Below are 18248 nucleotides of genomic sequence, written 5' to 3'. Positions count from 1 at the left end.
GTCAAGCTTCCGGGCTAGGCCCATGGCGCTTTCGCGGGCGCCTGGTGTGCGGGAGGCACACTCCCTTGCCTTGATGTGTGTCGGGAGCGCACCCATTCCCCGGGGAGCGCGCCCGCGCCGCGGTTTGCCTCGCCTACGCGACGCACTAAGACGGGGATCACACGCCCGCCGAAAAGATGTCAGCCCGCATGAGCACCGAGACCGCCCCCGAGACGAAGCCCGTCGGCCCCGGCGATCAGGTGCTCCTGGTCGACGGTTCGTCGTTCATCTTCCGGGCCTATTTCCAGTCGATCAACCAGCCCGAGCGCTACAACTTCCGGCCCTCCGACGGCCTGCCGACCGGGGCGGTGCGGCTGTTCTGCGCCAAGCTCGCCCAGTTCGTGCAGGAGGGCGCGGCCGGGGTGATGCCGACCCACCTCGCCATCGTGTTCGACAAGTCCGAGGGCTCGTTCCGGAAGGAAATCTTTCCGGACTACAAGGGCCACCGGCCCGACGCGCCCGACGACCTCAAGCGCCAGATGCCCTTGATGCGCGACGCGGTCCGCGCCTTCGGCCTGCATCCGATCGAGTTGCAGCGCTACGAGGCCGACGACCTGATCGCGACCTATTCCCGCCAGGCGGAAGGCCGGGGGGCCGGCGTCATCATCGTCTCGTCCGACAAGGACCTGATGCAGCTCGTCGGCGATCTCGTGCGGTTCTACGATTTCGAATCGGGCCAGAAGGGCAAGCCGGGCTACCGCCCCGAGCGCAACCTCGACCGCGCCGCGATCATCGAGCGCTGGGAGGGCCTGAACCCGGAGCAGATCGGCGACGCCCTGGCGCTGATCGGCGACACCTCCGACAACGTGCCGGGCGTGCCGGGCATCGGGCTCAAGACCGCGGCCGCCCTCATCAAGGAGTTCGGCAGCCTCGACGCGCTCCTGGAGAAGGCCTCCACGATCAAGCAGCCCAAGCGCCGCGAGACGCTGCTGAGTCACATCGACCAGGCCCGGCTGTCGCGCCGCCTCGTCGCCCTCGACGAAGCCGTGCCGGTCCCGGTGCCCCTCGACGCTCTCGCCCTGCCGAAGCCCGATCCCGAGCGCCTCGTCGGCTTCCTCAAGGCGATGGAGTTCAACACCCTGACGCGCCGCATCGCCCAGATGCTGCATGTCGACCCCGAGGCCGTGCGGCCTGATCCCTCCCTGCTGCCGGAGGGCGCCGAGGCCGGCTTCTCGAACGAGAAGGGCGGCAGCGACGTCACGCCGTTCTTCGGCGACACGCCCGACGCCGCACCGACTGAAACGAAGGCCGAGGTCGATCCCTTCGCCGATCTCGCCCTGCCGGATGCGCCCCCGAAGCCGAAGGCGCCCGCCGAGGCGACGCCGACGACCCTCGTGGCGGCGCGCGCGGCGGAAGCGGTCAAGCCCTTCGACACGGGTGCTTACGAGACCGTCACCACGGTCGAGAGCCTGGAAGCTTGGATCGCCGAGGCGATCGAGGCGGGCGTCGTCGCGGTCGATACCGAGACGACCGCGCTCGACGCCAACAAGGCCGACCTCGTCGGCGTCTCCCTCGCCACTGCGCCGGGCCGGGCCTGCTACATCCCGCTCAGCCATCGCGGCGGCGAGGACCTGTTCGGCGGCGGCCTGCTGCCGGGGCAACTCTCGTGGGAGGCCGTGCAGACGCGCCTGAAGCCGCTGCTGGAAAATCCCGCGGTGCTCAAGGTCGGCCAGAACGTCAAGTACGACTGGCTGGTGCTCGCCCGCCACGGCATCGAGGTCCGGCCCTTCGACGACACGATGCTGATCTCCTACGTGCTCGATGCCGGCAAGGGCTCGCACGGCATGGACGAACTGGCACGGCGCCATCTCGGCCACCAGCCGATCACCTTCGCGGACGTCGCCGGAACCGGGCGCCAGAAGATCACCTTCGACCGCGTCGCCCTCGACAAGGCCACGGCCTACGCCGCGGAAGACGCCGACGTGACCCTGCGGCTGTGGCGGCTGATGAAGCCGCGGCTCGCCGCCGAGCGCCGCGCCTCCGTCTACGAGACCCTGGAGCGGCCCCTCGTCCCGGTGCTGGCCCGGATGGAGCGCGAGGGCATCAAGGTCGACCGCCAGATGCTGAGCCGGCTCTCGGGCGATTTCGCCCAGTCGCTCGCGCGGCTGGAGGACGAGATCCAGGAGATGGCGGGGGAGAAGTTCTCTGTCTCGTCCCCGAAGCAGATCGGCGACATCCTGTTCGGCAAGATGGGCCTGCCCGGCGCCAAGAAGACCCCGTCCGGCCAGTGGGCGACGCCGGCGACGCTCTTGGAGGAACTGGCCGGCCAGGGCCACGACCTGCCGCGCCGGATCCTGGAATGGCGCCAGCTCTCGAAACTGAAATCGACCTATACCGACAGCCTCCAGGAGCATGCCGACCGGGCGACCGACCGGGTCCACACCTCCTTCGCGCTCGCCGCCACCACGACCGGGCGGCTCTCCTCCTCCGACCCGAACCTCCAGAACATCCCGATCCGCACGGAGGAGGGCCGGCGCATCCGCCAGGCCTTCGTGGCCGATGCCGGGCACAAGCTGATCTCGGCCGATTACAGCCAGATCGAGCTGCGGCTGCTCGCCCACATCGCCGACATCCCGCAGCTGCGCCAGGCCTTCGAGGAGGGCATCGACATCCACGCGGCCACCGCCTCGGCGATGTTCGGCGTGCCCCTCGACCAGATGACCCCGGACCTGCGCCGGCGCGCCAAGACGATCAATTTCGGCATCATCTACGGCATCTCGGCCTTCGGCCTCGCCGACCGGCTCGGTATCCCGCAGGGCGAGGCCTCGGCCTTCATCAAGCAGTATTTCGAGCGCTTCCCCGGCATCCGCGCCTATATCGACGACACCAAGAAGATCTGCCGCGACAAGGGCTACGTCACGACCCTGTTCGGCCGGGTCTGCCACTATCCGCAGATCCGCTCCAACAACCCGCAGGAGCGCGCCTCGGTCGAGCGCCAGGCGATCAACGCGCCGATCCAGGGCACGGCCGCCGACATCATCCGCCGGGCGATGGCCCGGATGGAGGGGGCCTTGTCCGAGGCCGGCCTCTCGACCCGGATGCTGCTCCAGGTCCACGATGAACTGGTGTTCGAGGCGCCCGACGAGGAAGTCGAGCGGGCGCTGCCGATCATCGCCCGGGTGATGGAGGAGGCGCCGCACCCGGCCGTCTCCTTACGGGTGCCGCTCGCCGTCGAGGCCAAGGCGGCCCTGAACTGGCAGGAGGCGCATTGAGCCGGACGACGCGGGCGTTCAAGCAAGGCGCCGCAGGCATTTGAGAAGGGCGCCGCACCGTCAGGAGCGGCGCCCCTCGCTCACAGCAGGGCCGGGACCGGCTCCCGGGCCGGGCCGGGCTGGGGCTGCGCCACCTCCCACACCAGGATCCAGAACAGCGCCACCAGCACCGCCGGCATGCCGCCGAAGCCCAGCATCTGCAACGGCATCATCAGAGTGGGGCTGATCCAGGCGAAGAGCGTGATCCTGTCCGTCTGTGCCCCGGGCTCCGCGGCCGAAATCCGCCAGACCAGCACGGCCGCCACGAGGGTCAGGTCGTAGTTGAAGGCATAGGGCGTCAGGAGCGGGACGGCCGTCGCGACGAGGCCCGCGCGCTGCACCGGGTCGCGGGTGCGGCGCACGGCCCAGACCGTCGCCGCGAGGACCGGGACGGCGACGAGGATCTGCGCGGCCCAGGACGCGCCCATCGACAGCCCGAAGGTGCGCGCACCCGCGAAGACCGACGCCATCATGTAGGGGTAGAACCCCTCGAAGGAGTCGAGGAGGCCGTACAGGAAGGCGCTCGTCTCGCCGAGATTGTGCCGCCAGGGATCCACCCCGAAGGCCAGGACCGAGGCGCCGACCAGCGCCACGGTGGTGGCGCAGGCCGCCGCGATGGTCCGCCAGGCGCCCAGCGCGATCAGGACCGGCGGCAGCACGAGGCCGAGCTGCGGCTTGTAGGTGAGCAGGCCGAACAGGAGGCCGGCGAGCACCGGCCGGCGATCCAGGGCGAGCAGGCCGCCGAGCAGCAGGGCGCCGGTGAGGAAGCCGTTCTGGCCGCCGGCGGCGTTGATGAGGCAGGCCGGCGCCAGGCAGAGGAGCAGCAGGGCGTGCAGGCGCCGCCCGGGGGGCACACAGGACAGCGTCACGCCCGCGAAGGCGGCGAACAGCCCGATCGTCCAGATCGCGAGCGCCACGAAATAGGGCAGCTGCCCGAGCGGCCCGAGCAGCAGCAGCGTGAAGGGCGGATAGCTCCAGTTGTGGAACGGCAGCGGGGTGCCGAACAGGGTGCCGATCGCCGCGTGATAGGCCCGGAGGTCGAACAGGGTGTCGAGCTGTCCCGCGAAGGCGAGGCGCGGCCCGGCCCAGGCGTTGATGAAGTCGCGTCCGATCGGGTGCCCGGTGACGTCGAGCCCACCCTCGGCCGGCCAATAGTAGCGCACGAGGATGGGCAGCGCGCTCAGGACCCCCAGGAGGATCAGCAACGTACTCGGCGCGATCGACCGCCTGGGTGCGGAATTCAGGGGCATCGCGTGATCTCTCGCATCGGGGCGCGTCCGGCCGGCCGCAGCGTACGTCGCGTGCCCGCGGCCGGCGCCCGTCTCCGGGAGGCGCGTCGGGTCCGGTCGGCGCCCGCATGCGGCCTGCCTCCGGCCGAGAGGGTAAGGATGCCGGTCTTAACGGTGGGTTGCGCCGGTCCTCACGCCGGGACCCGCACCGTCGCCCGCAGGCCCCCGAGCGGGGAATCGTGGAGCGCCACGTCGCCGCCATGCGCCCGGGCGATGTCGAGGGCGATGGCGAGGCCGAGGCCCGATCCCCCGGCATCCTGGCGGGCGTCGTCGAGGCGCACGAAGGGCTTGAACACCTCCTCGCGCTGCTCGGGCGGGATGCCCGGGCCGTCGTCGTCGATCGAGACGGCGAGCCAGCGCGCCTCCTGGCGGGCGGTGATCGCGATCGTGTCGCCGTAGCGGGCGGCGTTGGAGGCGAGGTTGAACAGGCAGCGCCGGAACGCGTCGGGCCGGACCGTCACGGTCGACTGGCCCTCCAGCGTCACCTCGGAGACGTGGCCGCCCAATCGCTCGACGTCGGTGCGGACGTCCTCCAGCAGGGCCCGGAGGTCGATGGCGGCGGCCGGCTCGCCGGAATCGCCCTTGGCGAAGGCGAGATAGGCCTCGAGCATCCGGCTCATCTCGTCGACGTCGCGTTGCAGGTCGTCGATCTCGGGGGTCTGGGGCAGCAGCACCAGGGAGAGCCGGAAGCGCGTGATGATGGTGCGCAGGTCGTGGCTCACCCCGTTGAGCATCGTCGTGCGCTGCTCCATCGCCCGCTCGATGCGCCTTTTCATCTCGATGAAGGCGTGGCCGGCCTTGCGCACCTCGCGGGCGCCGCGGGGGCGGAAATCCAGCTCCCGGCCCTTGCCGAAGCTCTCCGCCACGTCGGCGAGCCGCAGGATCGGCCGGATCTGGTTGCGCAGGAACAGGATCGCGACGCCGAGCAGCACCATCGAGGAGCCGCCCATCCAGAGCAGGAAGATGTGCGAGTTCGAGGCATAGGCCTGGCTGCGCCGGGCGATCACCCGCATCACCCCGCCGGGGATCTCGACCCGGATCTCGATCAGGCTGGAGCGCCCGACCGTGTCGATCCAGAACGGCCGCGCGATCTGGCGGCGGATCTCGTCGGACAGGGCCTCGTCGAGGAGCGAGAAGAACGGCCGCGGGCCGGGGGTCGGGAGCTTGGCGCCCTCCAGGATGTCGACGTCGAGGTTCAGGCGCTCGCTGGCGATCCGCTCCAGGGTCTCGGAGCCCTTGTCCTGGGGGTAGCTCTCGTAGATGTCGATGAGGGCTGCCACGTCGGCGGTGACGGCGGCCGAGAGGCGCCGGGTCACCAACTGCCAGTGCCGCTCCATGAAGGTGTAGGCGATCACCGATTGCAGCAGCACCATCGGGGCGATGATGATGATGAGCGAGCGGGCGTAGAGCCCCTTCGGCAGCCGGTCGCCGATGACGCGGCCGAGGCGGCGCCAGGCCCGCCGGGGCGTCGGGAGCGTCCCGGCGAGGGTGGGGGCGGGCACGTCCTTCAGTCCAGGACCAGCCGGTAGCCGACGCCGCGCACGGTCTGCACGTAGCGCGGGTTGGCCGGGTCGTCCTCGATGCGCCGGCGCAGGCGGTTCATCTGCACGTCGACGGTGCGCTCGTTGGCCGCGCCGTTGGTGCCGGTCAGCGCCTCGCGCTCGACATTGCCGCCACGCGCCAGCGCCAGGATGGTCAGGATCTCGCGCTCGCGCTCGGAGAGGCGGATCGCCTCGTCGTCGCGGGTCAGCTCGCCGCGCTCGATGCGGAACTGGAACGGCCCGAACCGCACCGCGTCGAGGGGGGCGGCCGTCCCGTCGGCGGGTCCCCGGGCGTTGCGGCGCAGGATGTTGTTGAGGCGCAGGATCAATTCCCGCGGCTCGAAGGGCTTTGGGAGATAGTCGTCGGCACCGATCTCGAGCCCGGTGACCCGGTCGTTCGGGTTCGAGCGGGCGGTGAGCATCAGGATCGGCACGCTCGAGGTCAGGCGGATCTGGCGGGCATAGTCGAAGCCGGTCTCGCCCGGCATCATCACGTCGAGCACCACCGCGTCGAAGACCAGGCTGCGGCCGCGCGCCCGGGCCTCGGCGGCGCTGGCTGCCGCCGTGACCCGGTAGCCGTTCTCGCCGAGGAAGCGGGCGAGCAGGTCGCGCAGGCGCCGGTCGTCGTCGACCACCAGGATGTGGGGGGCGTGGTCCGGGAGTTCCGCCCGGGGGGCGATGGCGGGGCCGGCGCTCACGGGCGGGCCTCGCTCTCCGCCGCCGGCTCGCCGCCCGCGATGAGCCGGCTCACCGCCGCGCGCTCCTCCGGCTCGATCATGGCGAGCAGGAACCGGCTCGCCGGTTCGCGCAAGTCCGGACCCATCTCGGCCAGTGCCCGGCGGACGCGGCGGCCCTGGACCCCGGCGAGGCGCTGGGCCAGCTGCCGGCCTTCCGGCGTGCAGCTGAGGAGGCGGTGGCGGCGGTCGCTCGTGCCCGTCCGCTGCGCGATGTAGCCCTGCTCGATCAATTCCTTCAGCACCCGGTTCAGGCTCTGCTTGGTGATCCGCAGGATATCCAGGAGTTCGGCGATGGTGAGGCCGGGATGGCGGTCGACGAAATGCAGCACCCGGTGATGGGCGCGGCCGAAGCCGTACTCGGCCAGGATGCGGTCCGGATCGGCGACGAAGTCGCGATAGGCGAAGAACAAGAGCTCGATCAGGTCGTAATGCGGCTGTGCGTCGTCGGGCAGGACGGACTCGTGCCGGGCGGACTCTTGCCGGGCGGACTCTTGCAGACCGGACTCTTGCGCCGCCTGCGCGGGGGAGTAGCCTGCATCCGGCAGGTCCTCGTCGGCGACGTCCGGGATGGGGGCCGGACGGGTCCGGGCGGCCTGGGTCACGGGTCGCACCTCTTTTGCGGGACAAGTCGACGGGATTTGCGGCCTTCGCGGGCCCTCGTCATTTATGTCAGTCTTGTTGACATATCTCAGCCCCATTGATACCCGTCAACCCCGCCGGCGAAACGAACGTACGCCCCGCGCCCCGCTCAAGCACGAACGTTGCGCGAGAACGAGCCTGGCGGAAACGAACGCATACGAGGATCATCGTCATGTCCGTCATTCCCTTCGACCAGCGTGAAGGCCACATCTGGTTCGACGGCCGCATGGTGCCGTGGGCGGACGCGAAGATTCACGTACTCAGCCACGGCCTGCACTACGGCTCCAGCGTGTTCGAGGGCGAGCGCGCCTATGGCGGCCAGATCTTCAAGTGCACCGAGCATTCGCAGCGCCTGCGCCGCTCGGCCGAGCTCCTCGACTTCGAGGTCCCGTACTCGGTGGCCGAGATCGATGCCGCCAAGAAGCTGGTGCTGAAGGAGAGCGGCCTTAAGGACGCCTATCTCCGCCCGGTCGCCTGGCGCGGCTCGGAGATGATGGGCGTCTCGGCGCAACACAACACCATCCACCTTGCCATCGCGGCGTGGGAGTGGCCGAGCTACTTCGACCCGGCGACCAAGATGAAGGGCATCCGAATGGACCTGGCGGAGTACCGCCGGCCCGATCCGCGCACCGCCCCCTCCGCCTCGAAGGCGGCGGGTCTGTACATGATCTGCACGATCTCCAAGCACCGGGCCGAGAACAAGGGCTATGCCGATGCCCTGATGCTCGACTGGGAGGACAACGTCGCCGAGTGCACCGGCGCCAACGTGTTCTTCATCCAGGACGGGGTGATCCACACGCCCCAGGCCGACCGCTTCCTCAACGGCATCACCCGCCAGACCGTGATCGACCTGGCGAAGCGCCGCGGCTACGAGGTGGTCGAGCGGCGCATCCGCCCCGAGGAGATGGCGGGCTTCTCCGAGTGCTTCATCACCGGCTCGGCCGCCGAGGTCACCCCGGTCTCGGAGATCGCCCAGTACCGCTTCACCCCGGCGGCGATGACCCAGACACTGATGGACGACTACACCGCCGAGGTGCAGCCGCGGGCCAAGGCGGCCTGAACGAAGGCGGCCTGAACGAAGGCGGCCTGAACCTCGCGACGATCGCCTGAACCGAAGGCCCCGGGCGGGAGACCGCCCGGGGCCTTCGCGCATCCGGATCTGCGATTTCCCGGGGACAAGCCGCCGCTGCGACGGTCGACCCGGGAACGCGGGCCGGGGCTTCCCCGTTATCTGGGCGGAACATTCAGAGAACATGAGGCTCTCATGACCGCCAAGACCGCCGCCGCCAAGACCGCCGACCACCACGAGACCGAGAACCCGAAGCAGGACCCGAAGGATACCTCGAACCGCATCAAGGACCCGAAGGACTGGACCACCGGCTCCGAGCCGATGACCGGGGCCCAGGCCTCCTACCTCAAGACCCTGGCCGAGCAGGCCAAGGACGACGATGCGTACGACCCCGATCTCGACAAGGCCGAGGCCTCGCAGCGCATCGACGCCCTGCGCAAGGAGACCGGCAAGGCCTGACGGCGAGGTTCGCCGCGCGGACGACGCAAGCGGGGGCCGGGACAGGGGGGCGCTCCCCCCTCCCGGAACGACGAACGGGGTCTCGCCCGGCAGAGGGACACCGCAGCGGCGGATTAGCCCATCGGGTTAACCCCCGGTGAGGGGATCTGCCGTAATGTCCCGGGCGACGGACCGGGAGAAGGCGACGTGCGTGGCAGATCACGGGGGACGGCGGCGCCGCGGTGCTTCCGACGTGACCAATCCGGCGCGACGGCGATCGAGTACGCCCTGATCGCGGGCCTGATCTTCCTCGCTCTGACGACCGCACTCGCGGTCTACGGCGATTCGGCCGGCGGCCTGTTCGGGAACCTCAGCAACCGGTTCGTCGCGGCCCTGCGCTGAGGCCGCTTTTCCGTCGTCATACGCTTTCCGATTGATCGCTTCGCGATGCGGAAAGCGGCTTCACTCCGCCGCCATCCCGAGATTGTCCAGGCATTGCCGGATCTGACCGGCCAGGATGTCCGCCAGCGGATTGGGCTCCTCCGCGCGGTGGCGCATCAGTCCGATACGGCAGGCCGGCAAGGCCGCGAAGCCGTCCTGCGGCCCGAGCACCCGCATGCCGGGGCGCAAGGCGCTTTCGGGCAGCACTGAGACCGCGAGCCCCGCCAGCACCGCGGCCCCGACCGCGGTGGAGTTCCAGCTGACGAACAGGATCCGGCTCTGGCGCCCGCCGCGCTCCAGCGCCTCGATGGCCGCCCGGCGCCAGTTGCAGGCCGGCCGCCCGAGGGCGAGGGGCACCGGCTGCGCGGTATGGACGGCGTGGCGGCTCGACGTGACCCAGAGCAGGGCCTCGGTGCGGATCGTCTCGACGGTGCGTCGTCCCTTCTCCTTCGCAGACCCCTTGGCCTCCGTCACGATGGCGAGGTCGATGTCGCCGTCGGCGATCCGCTCGGCCAGCATGTCGGTGGGTTCGCAGATCACCGTGACCTCGGCCCGGGGATGGGTCCGGGCGAAGCGCCCGAGGATCTCCGGCAGGTAGCGGTCGACGTAATCGTCCGGCAGGCCGAGGCGCACCCGCCCGGCGAGGTCGCCCTCGTCGAAGGTCGCCAGGCACTCGGTCTGCAGCCGCACGATGCGCCGCGCATAATCGAGCAGGCGCTCGCCGTCGTCGGTCAGCCGCACGCCGCGGCCGGCCTTGGCGAAGATCTCGCGCCCGACCCGCTCCTCCAGCCGCTTCATCTGCATCGAGACGGCGGACTGGGTCTTGTGCACGAGGTCCGCCGCCCGGGTGAACGAGCCGCTCTCGGCGATCGCCACCAGGGTCCGGAGCTGGTCGATGTCGAGGGGATGCACCGGGCCGCTCCGTCGTCGATTCCCGCATCAATCCTTGTGATGTGACATATCTCAATCATTCGCTCAACGCATCGGCGAAGCGCGGCTATGACGGGTGCAGCGGAAAGAGCGATGGCCGGCGCATGACGAGGTTCGCCGCATGCTCTTCGCGGGAGACCACGATGACGATCAGCTACGCCCCCCTGTACGGTGCCCTCACGATGGCTTTCGGCTTCGGCCGCAAGGCCGTGCAGATCGCGGCCCGGATCGTCACCCTGTGGATCAACCGCCGCGCCGCCTACCGCCTCGCCGAACTCGACGACCGGGCGCTGAAAGACATCGGCCTCACCCGCAGCGACGTGCTCGGCGCCCTCGACCTGCCCTTCGCGCAAGACCCGACCCTGCCCCTGGTGCATCGACGTCGCGCGCGGCGCCAGCCCCCGCCGCCGGCCATGACCGTGCGGCTGGCCGCCCGGGACGGGCGGGCGGTGGGGGAGGGGGCCTGACGGGCTCGCGCCGTTTCTAACCACCCCCGGACAGGCGGGGTGATCCTCTCTCCCGCGCACCCGCTATCGCATTCACACATCTCCTCCGAGAGCTCTGATCCTCTGGAAAATATGCGCACTTTCCCCTCCCCTTGTGGAGAGGGGTCAGGGGTGTGGATGGTGCAGGAGGCACCGCCGAGGTCTCTCCGGCACCACCCCCACCTCCAACTCCTCCCCACAAGCTTGAGCGATCTCCGGCAAGCCCGAGATCGCCTGGGGGGAGGGGCGCGCGACTTTCCATGAGGAGAACGATCGGACCGAGATGTGTGAATGCAACGGCGCTCACCCGGGAGAGGGGATCTTGCCTGTTCCGATTCTTACGCTGTGGACCACGACACCGGCAGCGCGTCCACCCGGCGGATCGCGGACGAACCGCGCACGGTCAGCGGTCGATCGAGGCGCAGGCCGGGCAGCCGGCGAGTGAGCGCTCGCAGGCCCTCCTCCAGCTCGATGCGGGCCAGCGCCTCGCCGAGGCAGCGATGCGCGCCGCCGCCGAAGACCGGGTGCCAGCGCGGGTGGTCGCTCCGGCGAATGTCGAAGACGTCCGGATCGGCGTAGAGGGCCGGATCGCGCATCGCCGACAGCGTCGAGATCGACAACAGCGCGCCCGCCGGCAGCACGGCGCCCTCCAGGGGAATGTCGGCCAGCGCGAAGCGCGGGAACGACCCGACCGCCGGCTCGAAGCGCAACGCCTCGGCCACGGCGCCCGGGATCAGCGCCTCGTCGCGGCAGACCGCCTCCCATTGGTCCCGGTGCGCGAGCAGCAGGCCGGTCTGGATCGCAAGCGCCGCCCGCGTGGTGTCGCTGCCGGCGAGGATCAGGGAGACGATCTGCATGCGCGTCTCCGCAGCCGATTCCGGATCGTCCTCGGCGATGGACGGCAGCAGGGTGGAGATCAGGTCGTCCCGCGGGCTGCTGCGGCGCTCCGCCACCAGGTCCTCGACGTAAGCGATGAGCCGGCGCGCCGCCTCGTCGCTCTCGGGGAAATCCTCGGGTCTCCAGACCGAGGTCAGGGCGCGGGACACCGCGTAGACCCAAGCGGTGAAGTCCGGCACGTCGCGCTCGGGGAGGCCCAGGATCAGCGCGATCGCCCGGGCGGGGAGGGGGGCGGCGTAGTCGTCGAGCAGGTCCATCCGGCCGCGGGCCGCATGCTCGGCCACCAGGCCTTCCGCGAGGGCCCGGATGCGCGGGCGCAGGGCCGCCACGACCTGAAACGCGAAGGTGCGGGCGATCGGCGCGCGGCGACGCTGGTGGACCTCGCCGTTGGAGAGGAGCACCGTCTGCCGGAAGAACTCGAACAGCGGCCCCGATGTGATGCCGCGCAGCCGCGCGAATTCGGTCTCCACCTGCCGCGTGCGCGGATCGGTGACGAGGCCATGGACGTCACGGGCGCGCAGCACCATGACCGCGCCGTCGTCGGTGCGGATGCAGGGGACGGCGGCGCGGTATTGCGCGAGGACGGCGTGCGGATCGGCCTCCAGGACGGCACGGGGGACGAGGACGAGGTCCGTTGGCGAGCCGTCCGGGGCGGCCGCGTGCGTGTTTGTGGCCATCGTCGCCTTCCTGAAATTGCCCTGGCCGATACCATGAACCGGAACAAGCCGGATTTCAGCGGGGCACGGTGATGGGACGGCCCCTGCTTGGTGACATCGCGAGGGGTGGGACATCACGGGGGCAGCCGTTCCCCCATCGCCTAACGGCTCGCGACCTCCCGCCGCTCCAGCACCCCCACCGTCCGGAACGCCAGGGCCAGCCCCACCACACCGAACAGGGCCGACCCGATCCCCATCCCGGCCATCGCTCCCTCCGGCCCGGCGAGATGCGCGCCGAGCCAGGCGGTCGGCATCGTGCCCAAAGTCGCCCGGCCCCAGTTGAGGGCGCTCGCGGCGAGCGGGAAGCCGAGATTGTTGAACGAGGCGTTGCCGAGGAAGAGCAGTCCGTTGAAGAACCAGATCGCCCCGCCGGCGAGGCAGAAGAAGGCCAGCAGGTCGGCGCCCGCTCCGTCGAGCCCGAACAGGGCGGTGAGCGGCCCGCGGGCGAAGACGAGCGCGAGCCAGACCGCCGCGACGTAGAGGCCGGTGACCAGGGCGGCGTCGCGCAATGTCGCGCGCATCCGGTCGAAGCGGCCGGCGCCCCAGTTCTGGCCGAGGATCGGGCCGACGGCGCCCGAGAGCGCGAACAGGCCGCCGAAGGCCACCGGCACCACCCGGTCGACCACCGCGTTGCCGGCGACCGTCGCGGTGCCGAACCCCGCCATGACGTGGGCGAGGAAGGCGCTCGCCACCGGTGGCGCCAGGTTGGTGAGCACGGTGGGCAACGCGACGCGCAGGATCGGCCCGGCATCGGCCATCACTGCCGCGAGGGTCGGTTTCGCCACCATCCGGTGGACGCGCACCGCGCCCGCATAGCCCACCCAGGCAAAGGCGAGGCGGGCGATGACGATGGTGGTCGCCGCCCCCTCGATCCCGAGATGCAGGCCGAAGATCAGCAGCGGGTCGAGCATCACCGTGACCGCGGCGCCGGCGAGCGTGACGTTCATGCCGCGCCTTGCGTCGCCGACCGCCCGCAGCACGCCGGAGAACCCCATGCCCACGGCCATCAGCAGGGTCGAGGGCAGGGCGATCCACAGGAAGGTCCGGGCCGCCGGCACGGTCTCGGGGCCAGCGCCGATCAGCGTCAGGAACGGCGTGAGCAGCGGCAGCATCAGCGCCGTGACGAGGCCCGAGGCGACGACCGCCAGCACCAGGGACGAGGCGGCGAGGCGGCGCGCCCGCGCGACGTCGCCGCTGCCGAGCGCCCGCGAGACCAGGGCGCCGACGGCGATCATCATCCCGATATTGATCGAGACCGCGAAGATCTGGACGATGGTGGCAAAGCCCACCGCCGCCGTCAGGACCGGATCGCCGAGCCGCGCGATGTAGAGCAGCGACAACAGATCGACGACGAAGATCGCCATCAGGCCGACCGAGCCGGTCGCCCCCATCACCACGACGTGGCGGAAGGTCGAGCCGGTGACGAAGCGGGCGGGCGGGGGAGCGGGGCCGGTCTCCGGCGGGCGCACCTCACCCATCGGCGCCGGCCCGCTCGCGGGCGATGATGTCCTCGGTCTCGGGGTTGAGGCCGTGCGAGGCGTGGAGCGGCGCGGTCAGGGGCTCGGGCTTGATCCGCACCAGGCTGCGCAGGGGGTCGGTCCGGTCGAGGGGATCGCCGGCCTGCTGCAGCACCAGCCGGGCGAGGTCGCGCTTGCGCACGTCGTCGACCGTGCGGGCCGCCTCCTCGGGGGGGAGGCCCAGCGCCTCCAGGGTGGCCCGCCCGAAGGCGAGGGCCGATTCGAAGGTCTCGCGGATCTGGTAATCGACGTCGCGGCCCATCGCCTCGATCGCCTGCACCCGGTCGAACACCCGGACATAGGTGCGGGCGGCCGGGAACTCGGCATGGACGAGATCGACGATCTTGAGGGTCGCTTCCGGATCGTCGATGCAGATGCAGACCACCTCGGCCTTGCCGGCACCCGAGGAGCGCAGCACGTCGAGGCGGGTGCCGTCGCCGTAATAGACCCGGAAGCCGAAGCGGGCGGCGCTGCGGATCTGCTCCACGTCCTTGTCGATCACCGTGACACTGAGGCCTTGCGCCAGCAGCACCTGGTTGAGGATGTGGCCGAAGCGGCCGAAGCCGATCACCAGGACGCGGGCCTCCGCGCCCTCGATCGCCTCGGGCTCGGGTTCGAGCGGGGCGGTGGTGCGCCGCGCCAGCACCCCGTCGAGGACCTTGGCGCCGATCGGGCCGATCAGCATGGTGATGGCGGCGAGCGCGATGGCGAGGCGCCCGGACTGCCCGTCGACGAGGCCGAGTTCCTGGCCCACCGGCAGCAGCACGAAGGCGAACTCGCCCGCCGGCGCCAGCACGGCGGCGCCGCGCAGGCCGTCGAGCCAGGACGAGCCGAACAGCCGAAAGAGGCCTGCCACCAGCGCGACCTTGATGAGGATCGCCCCGACGGTGGCGACGGTGAGGCCGAGCCAGTTCTGGCCGACGAGGCCGAGGTCGATCGACATGCCGACGCTCATGAAGAACAGGCCGAGCAGCATGCCGCGGAACGGCTCGATATCGGCTTCCAGCTGGTGGCGGAAATTCGATTCGGCCAGCAGCAGCCCGGCGAGGAACGCCCCCATCGCCATCGACAGCCCGACCTCCTCCATGACGAGGGCGGTGCCGAGCACGACGAGGAGGGCGGCCGCCGTCATCACCTCGCGGGCGCCGCTGGCGGCGAGCAGCCGGAAGAACGGGTTGAGGCCGTAGCGCCCGACCAGCACCACGCCGATCACCGCCGCGACCGCCGTGCCGGCCGATTGCAAAGCCGTGCCGAGCCAGGCCTCGCCGCCCTCGCCCGTCCCGGTCTGGGCGACGAGCGGCAGCAGCGCCAGGATGCCGACGATCGACAGGTCCTGGAACAGCAGCACCGCGAAGGCGCGCTGGCCGTAAGGGGCCGCGAGGTCGCGGCGCTCCTCCAGGAGCTGGAGCGCGACCGCGGTCGCCGAGAGGGCGAGCGCGATGCCGATCACCGTCGCGGCGCCGCCCGACAGGCCGGACAGGAAGCCGAGGCCGCCGAGCGCCAGGGCGCAGAGCCCGAGCTGGAGCGTGCCGAGGCCCAGGATGTCGCGTCGCAGCGAGATCAGGCGCGAGATCTCGAGCTCCAGCCCGACGATGAACAGGAGCAGCACCACCCCGAGTTCCGAGACGCTGCGGGCGGTCTCCGGCTCGGTGATGAGCGAGAGGCCCGACGGGCCGATGACGACGCCGGCCACGAGGTAGCCGAGCACCGCGCTCTGCCCGAGCAGGCGGAAGATCGGCACGCCGATCACCGCGGCGGACAGGAAGGTCAGGACCGGCGGCAGGAAGCTGGCGTGGTCGGCGGCGGTCGCCATCGCGCGGGATTCTCCCGGGTTCGAGGTCGGCTCAAGCCTCCCCTTACCCCGAACCGGGCCGCCGGGCTAACCCGGTCTTCACCCCGTTTCGCGTATCCCGTGTGCGTGTCCCGTGCCGACCGTCGCGCGCGTGCCGCAGGGGACCCGTCACGCGCGCGACCTATTGATCGCCACGATTGCGTGGCACAAGAGGTTGACAGGGACCGTCCCGCCTCGCCACATCCCGGATCATGAGCGCCTCCGTGAACCAGACCGACGCCGGTGCCGCCGCGCCCGCGAAGCCGCCCCTCGAGATCCTCCTCTGCGCGCCGCGCGGGTTCTGCGCCGGCGTGGTGCGGGCCATCGACGTCGTCGAGCGCGCCCTGGCCCTCTACGGCCCGCCCGTCTACGTGCGGCACGAGATCGTGCACAACAAGTACGTGGTCGAGAGCCTGAAGCGCAAAGGCGCGGTCTTCGTCGCCGAGCTCGACGAGGTGCCGGACGGCAAGGCCCCGGTGATCTTCTCCGCCCACGGCGTGGCCAAGACCGTGCCGCAGAACGCGAATTCCCGCGGGCTGACCACCATCGACGCGACCTGCCCGCTGGTGACCAAGGTCCACCGCGAGGCCGAGATCCACCACAAGCGCGGCCGCCACGTGCTGCTGGTCGGCCATTCCGGCCACCCGGAGGTCGTCGGCACCATGGGCCAGCTGCCCAAGGGCTCGATCACCCTGGTGGAGGATATCGAGCAGATCGAGGCGCTGGAGCCCGAGAGCCGCGACAACCTCGCCTGGGTGACCCAGACGACGCTGTCCGTCGACGACACCCACCACATCGTCGAGGCGCTCAAGCAGAAGTTCCCCAAGATCGTCGGCCCGCACAAGGACGATATCTGCTACGCCACAACCAACCGCCAGGAGGCGGTGAAGCAGGTCGCCCCCCTCGTCGACGCGCTGATCGTCGTCGGCTCCTCGAACTCCTCGAACTCGCAGCGCCTGCGCGAGGTCGCCGAGCGGGTCGGCTGCCCGATCACCCGGCTCGTCAACCGCGCCGAGGATCTGGACTGGGACGCCTTCTCCAACATCCGCCGGCTCGGCCTCACCGCCGGCGCCTCGGCCCCCGAGGTGCTGGTGGAAGAGATCATCGACGCTTTCGCGACCCGCTACGAGGTCACGGTCGACACCGTCTCGACCACGACCGAGGACATGGTCTTCCCGCTGCCGCGCGAGCTGCGCAGCGAGGCGGCTGAGTAACATCACACGACCGGTTACAAGGTTCGCGCCTCCCCTCCCCACAAGGGGAAGGGAGGCGCGAACCTTTTGCGGTTCCGGCAGCGACGCGCGACGCTGCGTCTCCATCCCATCTCTTCGAGCAAAGCAGAACGGCCGTGGCGGTCTACACCGAGGTTCCGGACGAGGCGCTGGCCGCCTTTCTCGCCGCCTACGAGATCGGCGATCTCCTGTCCTACAAGGGCATCGCCGAGGGGGTGGAGAACACCAACTTCATCCTGCACACCACCACCGGCGCCTATATCCTGACGCTGTACGAGAAGCGGGTGAAGGAGGGCGACCTGCCGTTCTTCCTCGGGCTGATGCAGCACCTGGCGGCGAACGGCCTGGCCTGCCCACAGCCGATCCGCACCCGCGACGGTGCCACCCTGGGGCGGCTCTGCGGCCGGCCGGCCGTGATCGTGTCGTTCCTCGAGGGCGTCTCGGTACGCCGGCCGGGGGTCAAGCATTGCCGGGCGCTGGGCGCGGCGCTCGCCGGCCTGCACGCCGCCGGGGCCGATTTCCCGATGCAGCGGCCGAACGCCCTCTCGGTCGCGGGCTGGCGCCCGCTCTTCGAGGCGGCCGAGCCGCAAGCCGACCGCGTCGCCCCGGGACTTGCCGCCCGCACCCGCGCGGACCTGGCGCTCCTCGAAGAATCCTGGCCGCAGGATTTGCCCGGCGGCGTCATCCACGCCGATCTCTTCACCGACAACGTGTTCTTCCTCGGCGACGAGGTGTCGGGCCTGATCGACTTCTACTTCGCCTGCACCGATTCCTTCGCGTACGATCTGGCGATCTGCCTCAATGCCTGGTGCTTCGAGGCGGATTACGCGTTCAACCGCACCAAGGGCCAGGCGATGATCGCCGCCTACCAGGCCGTGCGCCCCCTCGACCCGCGCGAGGTCGCGGCGCTCCCGCTGCTCGCCCGCGGCGCGGCGCTCCGCTTCATGCTGACCCGCCTCGTCGACTGGCTCAACGTGCCCCCCGGCGCCCTGGTGAAGCCGAAGGACCCGCTCGAATACGACCGCAGGCTCGCCTTCCACCGCAAGGTCGCGGCGGCGGAGGAGTATGGGTGGAGCGCGGTGGCGAGATAGCGCGCGGCAGCTCTTCCCTTGTAATTACCCAGGGGGGTGCCGTGACGGGCGGCTCGGTCGCGGCTTAGGTGTCATGTCGCCCCCCCTTGCCGTCTGATGGTTTGG

General features: G+C 70.6%; 15 protein-coding genes. 7 read left to right on the top strand and 8 right to left on the bottom strand.

Annotation, left to right across the window (positions count from 1 at the left end; translation table 11 throughout):
- The first annotated feature begins 188 nt into the window (after nucleotides 1-188).
- The gene (polA, locus tag AC3AOF_RS05160) at nucleotides 189-3251 is read left to right on the top strand and encodes a DNA polymerase I (RefSeq protein ID WP_488347859.1); all 3063 of its coding nucleotides are present in this window, start codon (nucleotides 189-191) and stop codon (nucleotides 3249-3251) included.
- Between the two features lie 80 nt (nucleotides 3252-3331).
- Here the strand turns inward: polA and AC3AOF_RS05155 are convergent, their stop codons facing one another.
- From AC3AOF_RS05155 to AC3AOF_RS05140, 4 genes are all read right to left on the bottom strand, one after another.
- Nucleotides 3332-4495, bottom strand: a complete 1164-nt coding sequence (locus tag AC3AOF_RS05155) for a glycosyltransferase family 87 protein (RefSeq protein WP_488347858.1) — start codon at nucleotides 4493-4495, stop codon at nucleotides 3332-3334.
- Between the two features lie 215 nt (nucleotides 4496-4710).
- Complete coding sequence (locus tag AC3AOF_RS05150) at nucleotides 4711-6081, bottom strand: ATP-binding protein (RefSeq protein ID WP_488347857.1); 1371 nt, start codon at nucleotides 6079-6081, stop codon at nucleotides 4711-4713.
- 5 nt (nucleotides 6082-6086) lie between these two features.
- Complete coding sequence (locus tag AC3AOF_RS05145; protein WP_236991799.1) at nucleotides 6087-6818, bottom strand: response regulator; 732 nt, start codon at nucleotides 6816-6818, stop codon at nucleotides 6087-6089.
- Nucleotides 6815-7309 carry a MarR family winged helix-turn-helix transcriptional regulator gene (locus tag AC3AOF_RS05140; protein ID WP_236992881.1) on the bottom strand — a complete coding sequence of 165 codons (495 nt, stop codon included), beginning with the start codon at nucleotides 7307-7309 and terminating at the stop codon, nucleotides 6815-6817. Before AC3AOF_RS05140 ends, AC3AOF_RS05145 begins: the two co-directional genes overlap by 4 nt.
- Nucleotides 7310-7668: 359 nt before the next feature.
- On the opposite strand from AC3AOF_RS05140, the gene AC3AOF_RS05135 reads away from it, so the two are divergent.
- The 3 genes from AC3AOF_RS05135 (at nucleotide 7669) to AC3AOF_RS05125 (ending at nucleotide 9405) form a co-directional block, all read left to right on the top strand.
- On the top strand, nucleotides 7669-8556 hold the full coding sequence (locus tag AC3AOF_RS05135) for a branched-chain amino acid aminotransferase (RefSeq protein WP_236991800.1): 888 nt from the start codon (nucleotides 7669-7671) through the stop codon (nucleotides 8554-8556).
- Nucleotides 8557-8760: 204 nt separating this feature from the next.
- Nucleotides 8761-9024 (top strand): DUF3072 domain-containing protein, encoded by a 264-nt coding sequence (locus AC3AOF_RS05130; protein WP_236991802.1) that lies wholly within the window; start codon nucleotides 8761-8763, stop codon nucleotides 9022-9024.
- 186 nt (nucleotides 9025-9210) lie between these two features.
- On the top strand, nucleotides 9211-9405 hold the full coding sequence (locus tag AC3AOF_RS05125; RefSeq protein WP_236991803.1) for a Flp family type IVb pilin: 195 nt from the start codon (nucleotides 9211-9213) through the stop codon (nucleotides 9403-9405).
- Between the two features lie 60 nt (nucleotides 9406-9465).
- Here the strand turns inward: AC3AOF_RS05125 and AC3AOF_RS05120 are convergent, their stop codons facing one another.
- The gene (locus tag AC3AOF_RS05120; protein WP_488347856.1) at nucleotides 9466-10356 is read right to left on the bottom strand and encodes a LysR substrate-binding domain-containing protein; all 891 of its coding nucleotides are present in this window, start codon (nucleotides 10354-10356) and stop codon (nucleotides 9466-9468) included.
- A 161-nt stretch (nucleotides 10357-10517) separates the two neighbouring features.
- On the opposite strand from AC3AOF_RS05120, the gene AC3AOF_RS05115 reads away from it, so the two are divergent.
- On the top strand, nucleotides 10518-10841 hold the full coding sequence (locus AC3AOF_RS05115; protein WP_488347855.1) for a DUF1127 domain-containing protein: 324 nt from the start codon (nucleotides 10518-10520) through the stop codon (nucleotides 10839-10841).
- A 356-nt stretch (nucleotides 10842-11197) separates the two neighbouring features.
- Here the strand turns inward: AC3AOF_RS05115 and AC3AOF_RS05110 are convergent, their stop codons facing one another.
- The 3 genes from AC3AOF_RS05110 to AC3AOF_RS05100 all read right to left on the bottom strand — a co-directional run bounded on the left by AC3AOF_RS05110 (nucleotide 11198) and on the right by AC3AOF_RS05100 (nucleotide 15802).
- Nucleotides 11198-12433: a cytochrome P450 gene (locus AC3AOF_RS05110; protein ID WP_488347854.1), complete on the bottom strand. Its 1236-nt coding sequence runs from the start codon at nucleotides 12431-12433 to the stop codon at nucleotides 11198-11200.
- Nucleotides 12434-12573: 140 nt separating this feature from the next.
- A complete protein-coding gene (locus tag AC3AOF_RS05105) occupies nucleotides 12574-13950 on the bottom strand; it encodes an MATE family efflux transporter (protein WP_236991807.1) in 1377 nt (458 codons plus the stop codon).
- A complete protein-coding gene (locus tag AC3AOF_RS05100) occupies nucleotides 13943-15802 on the bottom strand; it encodes a monovalent cation:proton antiporter-2 (CPA2) family protein (protein ID WP_236991808.1) in 1860 nt (619 codons plus the stop codon). The genes AC3AOF_RS05105 and AC3AOF_RS05100 overlap by 8 nt, the downstream gene beginning before the upstream one ends.
- 230 nt (nucleotides 15803-16032) lie before the next feature.
- Here AC3AOF_RS05100 and ispH point away from each other — a divergent pair, with 230 nt between their 5' ends.
- Entirely contained in the window at nucleotides 16033-17034 is a 1002-nt protein-coding gene (gene ispH, locus AC3AOF_RS05095) for a 4-hydroxy-3-methylbut-2-enyl diphosphate reductase (protein WP_236991809.1), read from the top strand.
- Between the two features lie 134 nt (nucleotides 17035-17168).
- Nucleotides 17169-18143 carry a homoserine kinase gene (locus AC3AOF_RS05090; protein WP_488347853.1) on the top strand — a complete coding sequence of 325 codons (975 nt, stop codon included), beginning with the start codon at nucleotides 17169-17171 and terminating at the stop codon, nucleotides 18141-18143.
- The last annotated feature ends 105 nt before the right edge of the window (nucleotides 18144-18248 follow it).

Source organism: Methylobacterium sp. 142-1Y (assembly GCF_057747795.1).
Note: the sequence above shows the minus strand (reverse complement) of the source record. Positions and strands in the feature narration are given on the sequence as shown.

Bases quoted from the DNA above. Each gene is read 5' to 3' on its own strand.
- polA (WP_488347859.1), top strand. From the start codon at position 189: ATGAGCACCGAGACCGCCCCCGAGACGAAGCCCGTCGGCCCCGGCGAT.
- AC3AOF_RS05135 (WP_236991800.1), top strand. From the start codon at position 7,669: ATGTCCGTCATTCCCTTCGACCAGCGTGAAGGCCACATCTGGTTCGAC.
- AC3AOF_RS05100 (WP_236991808.1), bottom strand. From the start codon at position 15,802: ATGGCGACCGCCGCCGACCACGCCAGCTTCCTGCCGCCGGTCCTGACC.
- AC3AOF_RS05110 (WP_488347854.1), bottom strand. From the start codon at position 12,433: ATGGCCACAAACACGCACGCGGCCGCCCCGGACGGCTCGCCAACGGAC.
- AC3AOF_RS05105 (WP_236991807.1), bottom strand. From the start codon at position 13,950: ATGGGTGAGGTGCGCCCGCCGGAGACCGGCCCCGCTCCCCCGCCCGCC.
- AC3AOF_RS05115 (WP_488347855.1), top strand. From the start codon at position 10,518: ATGACGATCAGCTACGCCCCCCTGTACGGTGCCCTCACGATGGCTTTC.
- ispH (WP_236991809.1), top strand. From the start codon at position 16,033: ATGAGCGCCTCCGTGAACCAGACCGACGCCGGTGCCGCCGCGCCCGCG.
- AC3AOF_RS05130 (WP_236991802.1), top strand. From the start codon at position 8,761: ATGACCGCCAAGACCGCCGCCGCCAAGACCGCCGACCACCACGAGACC.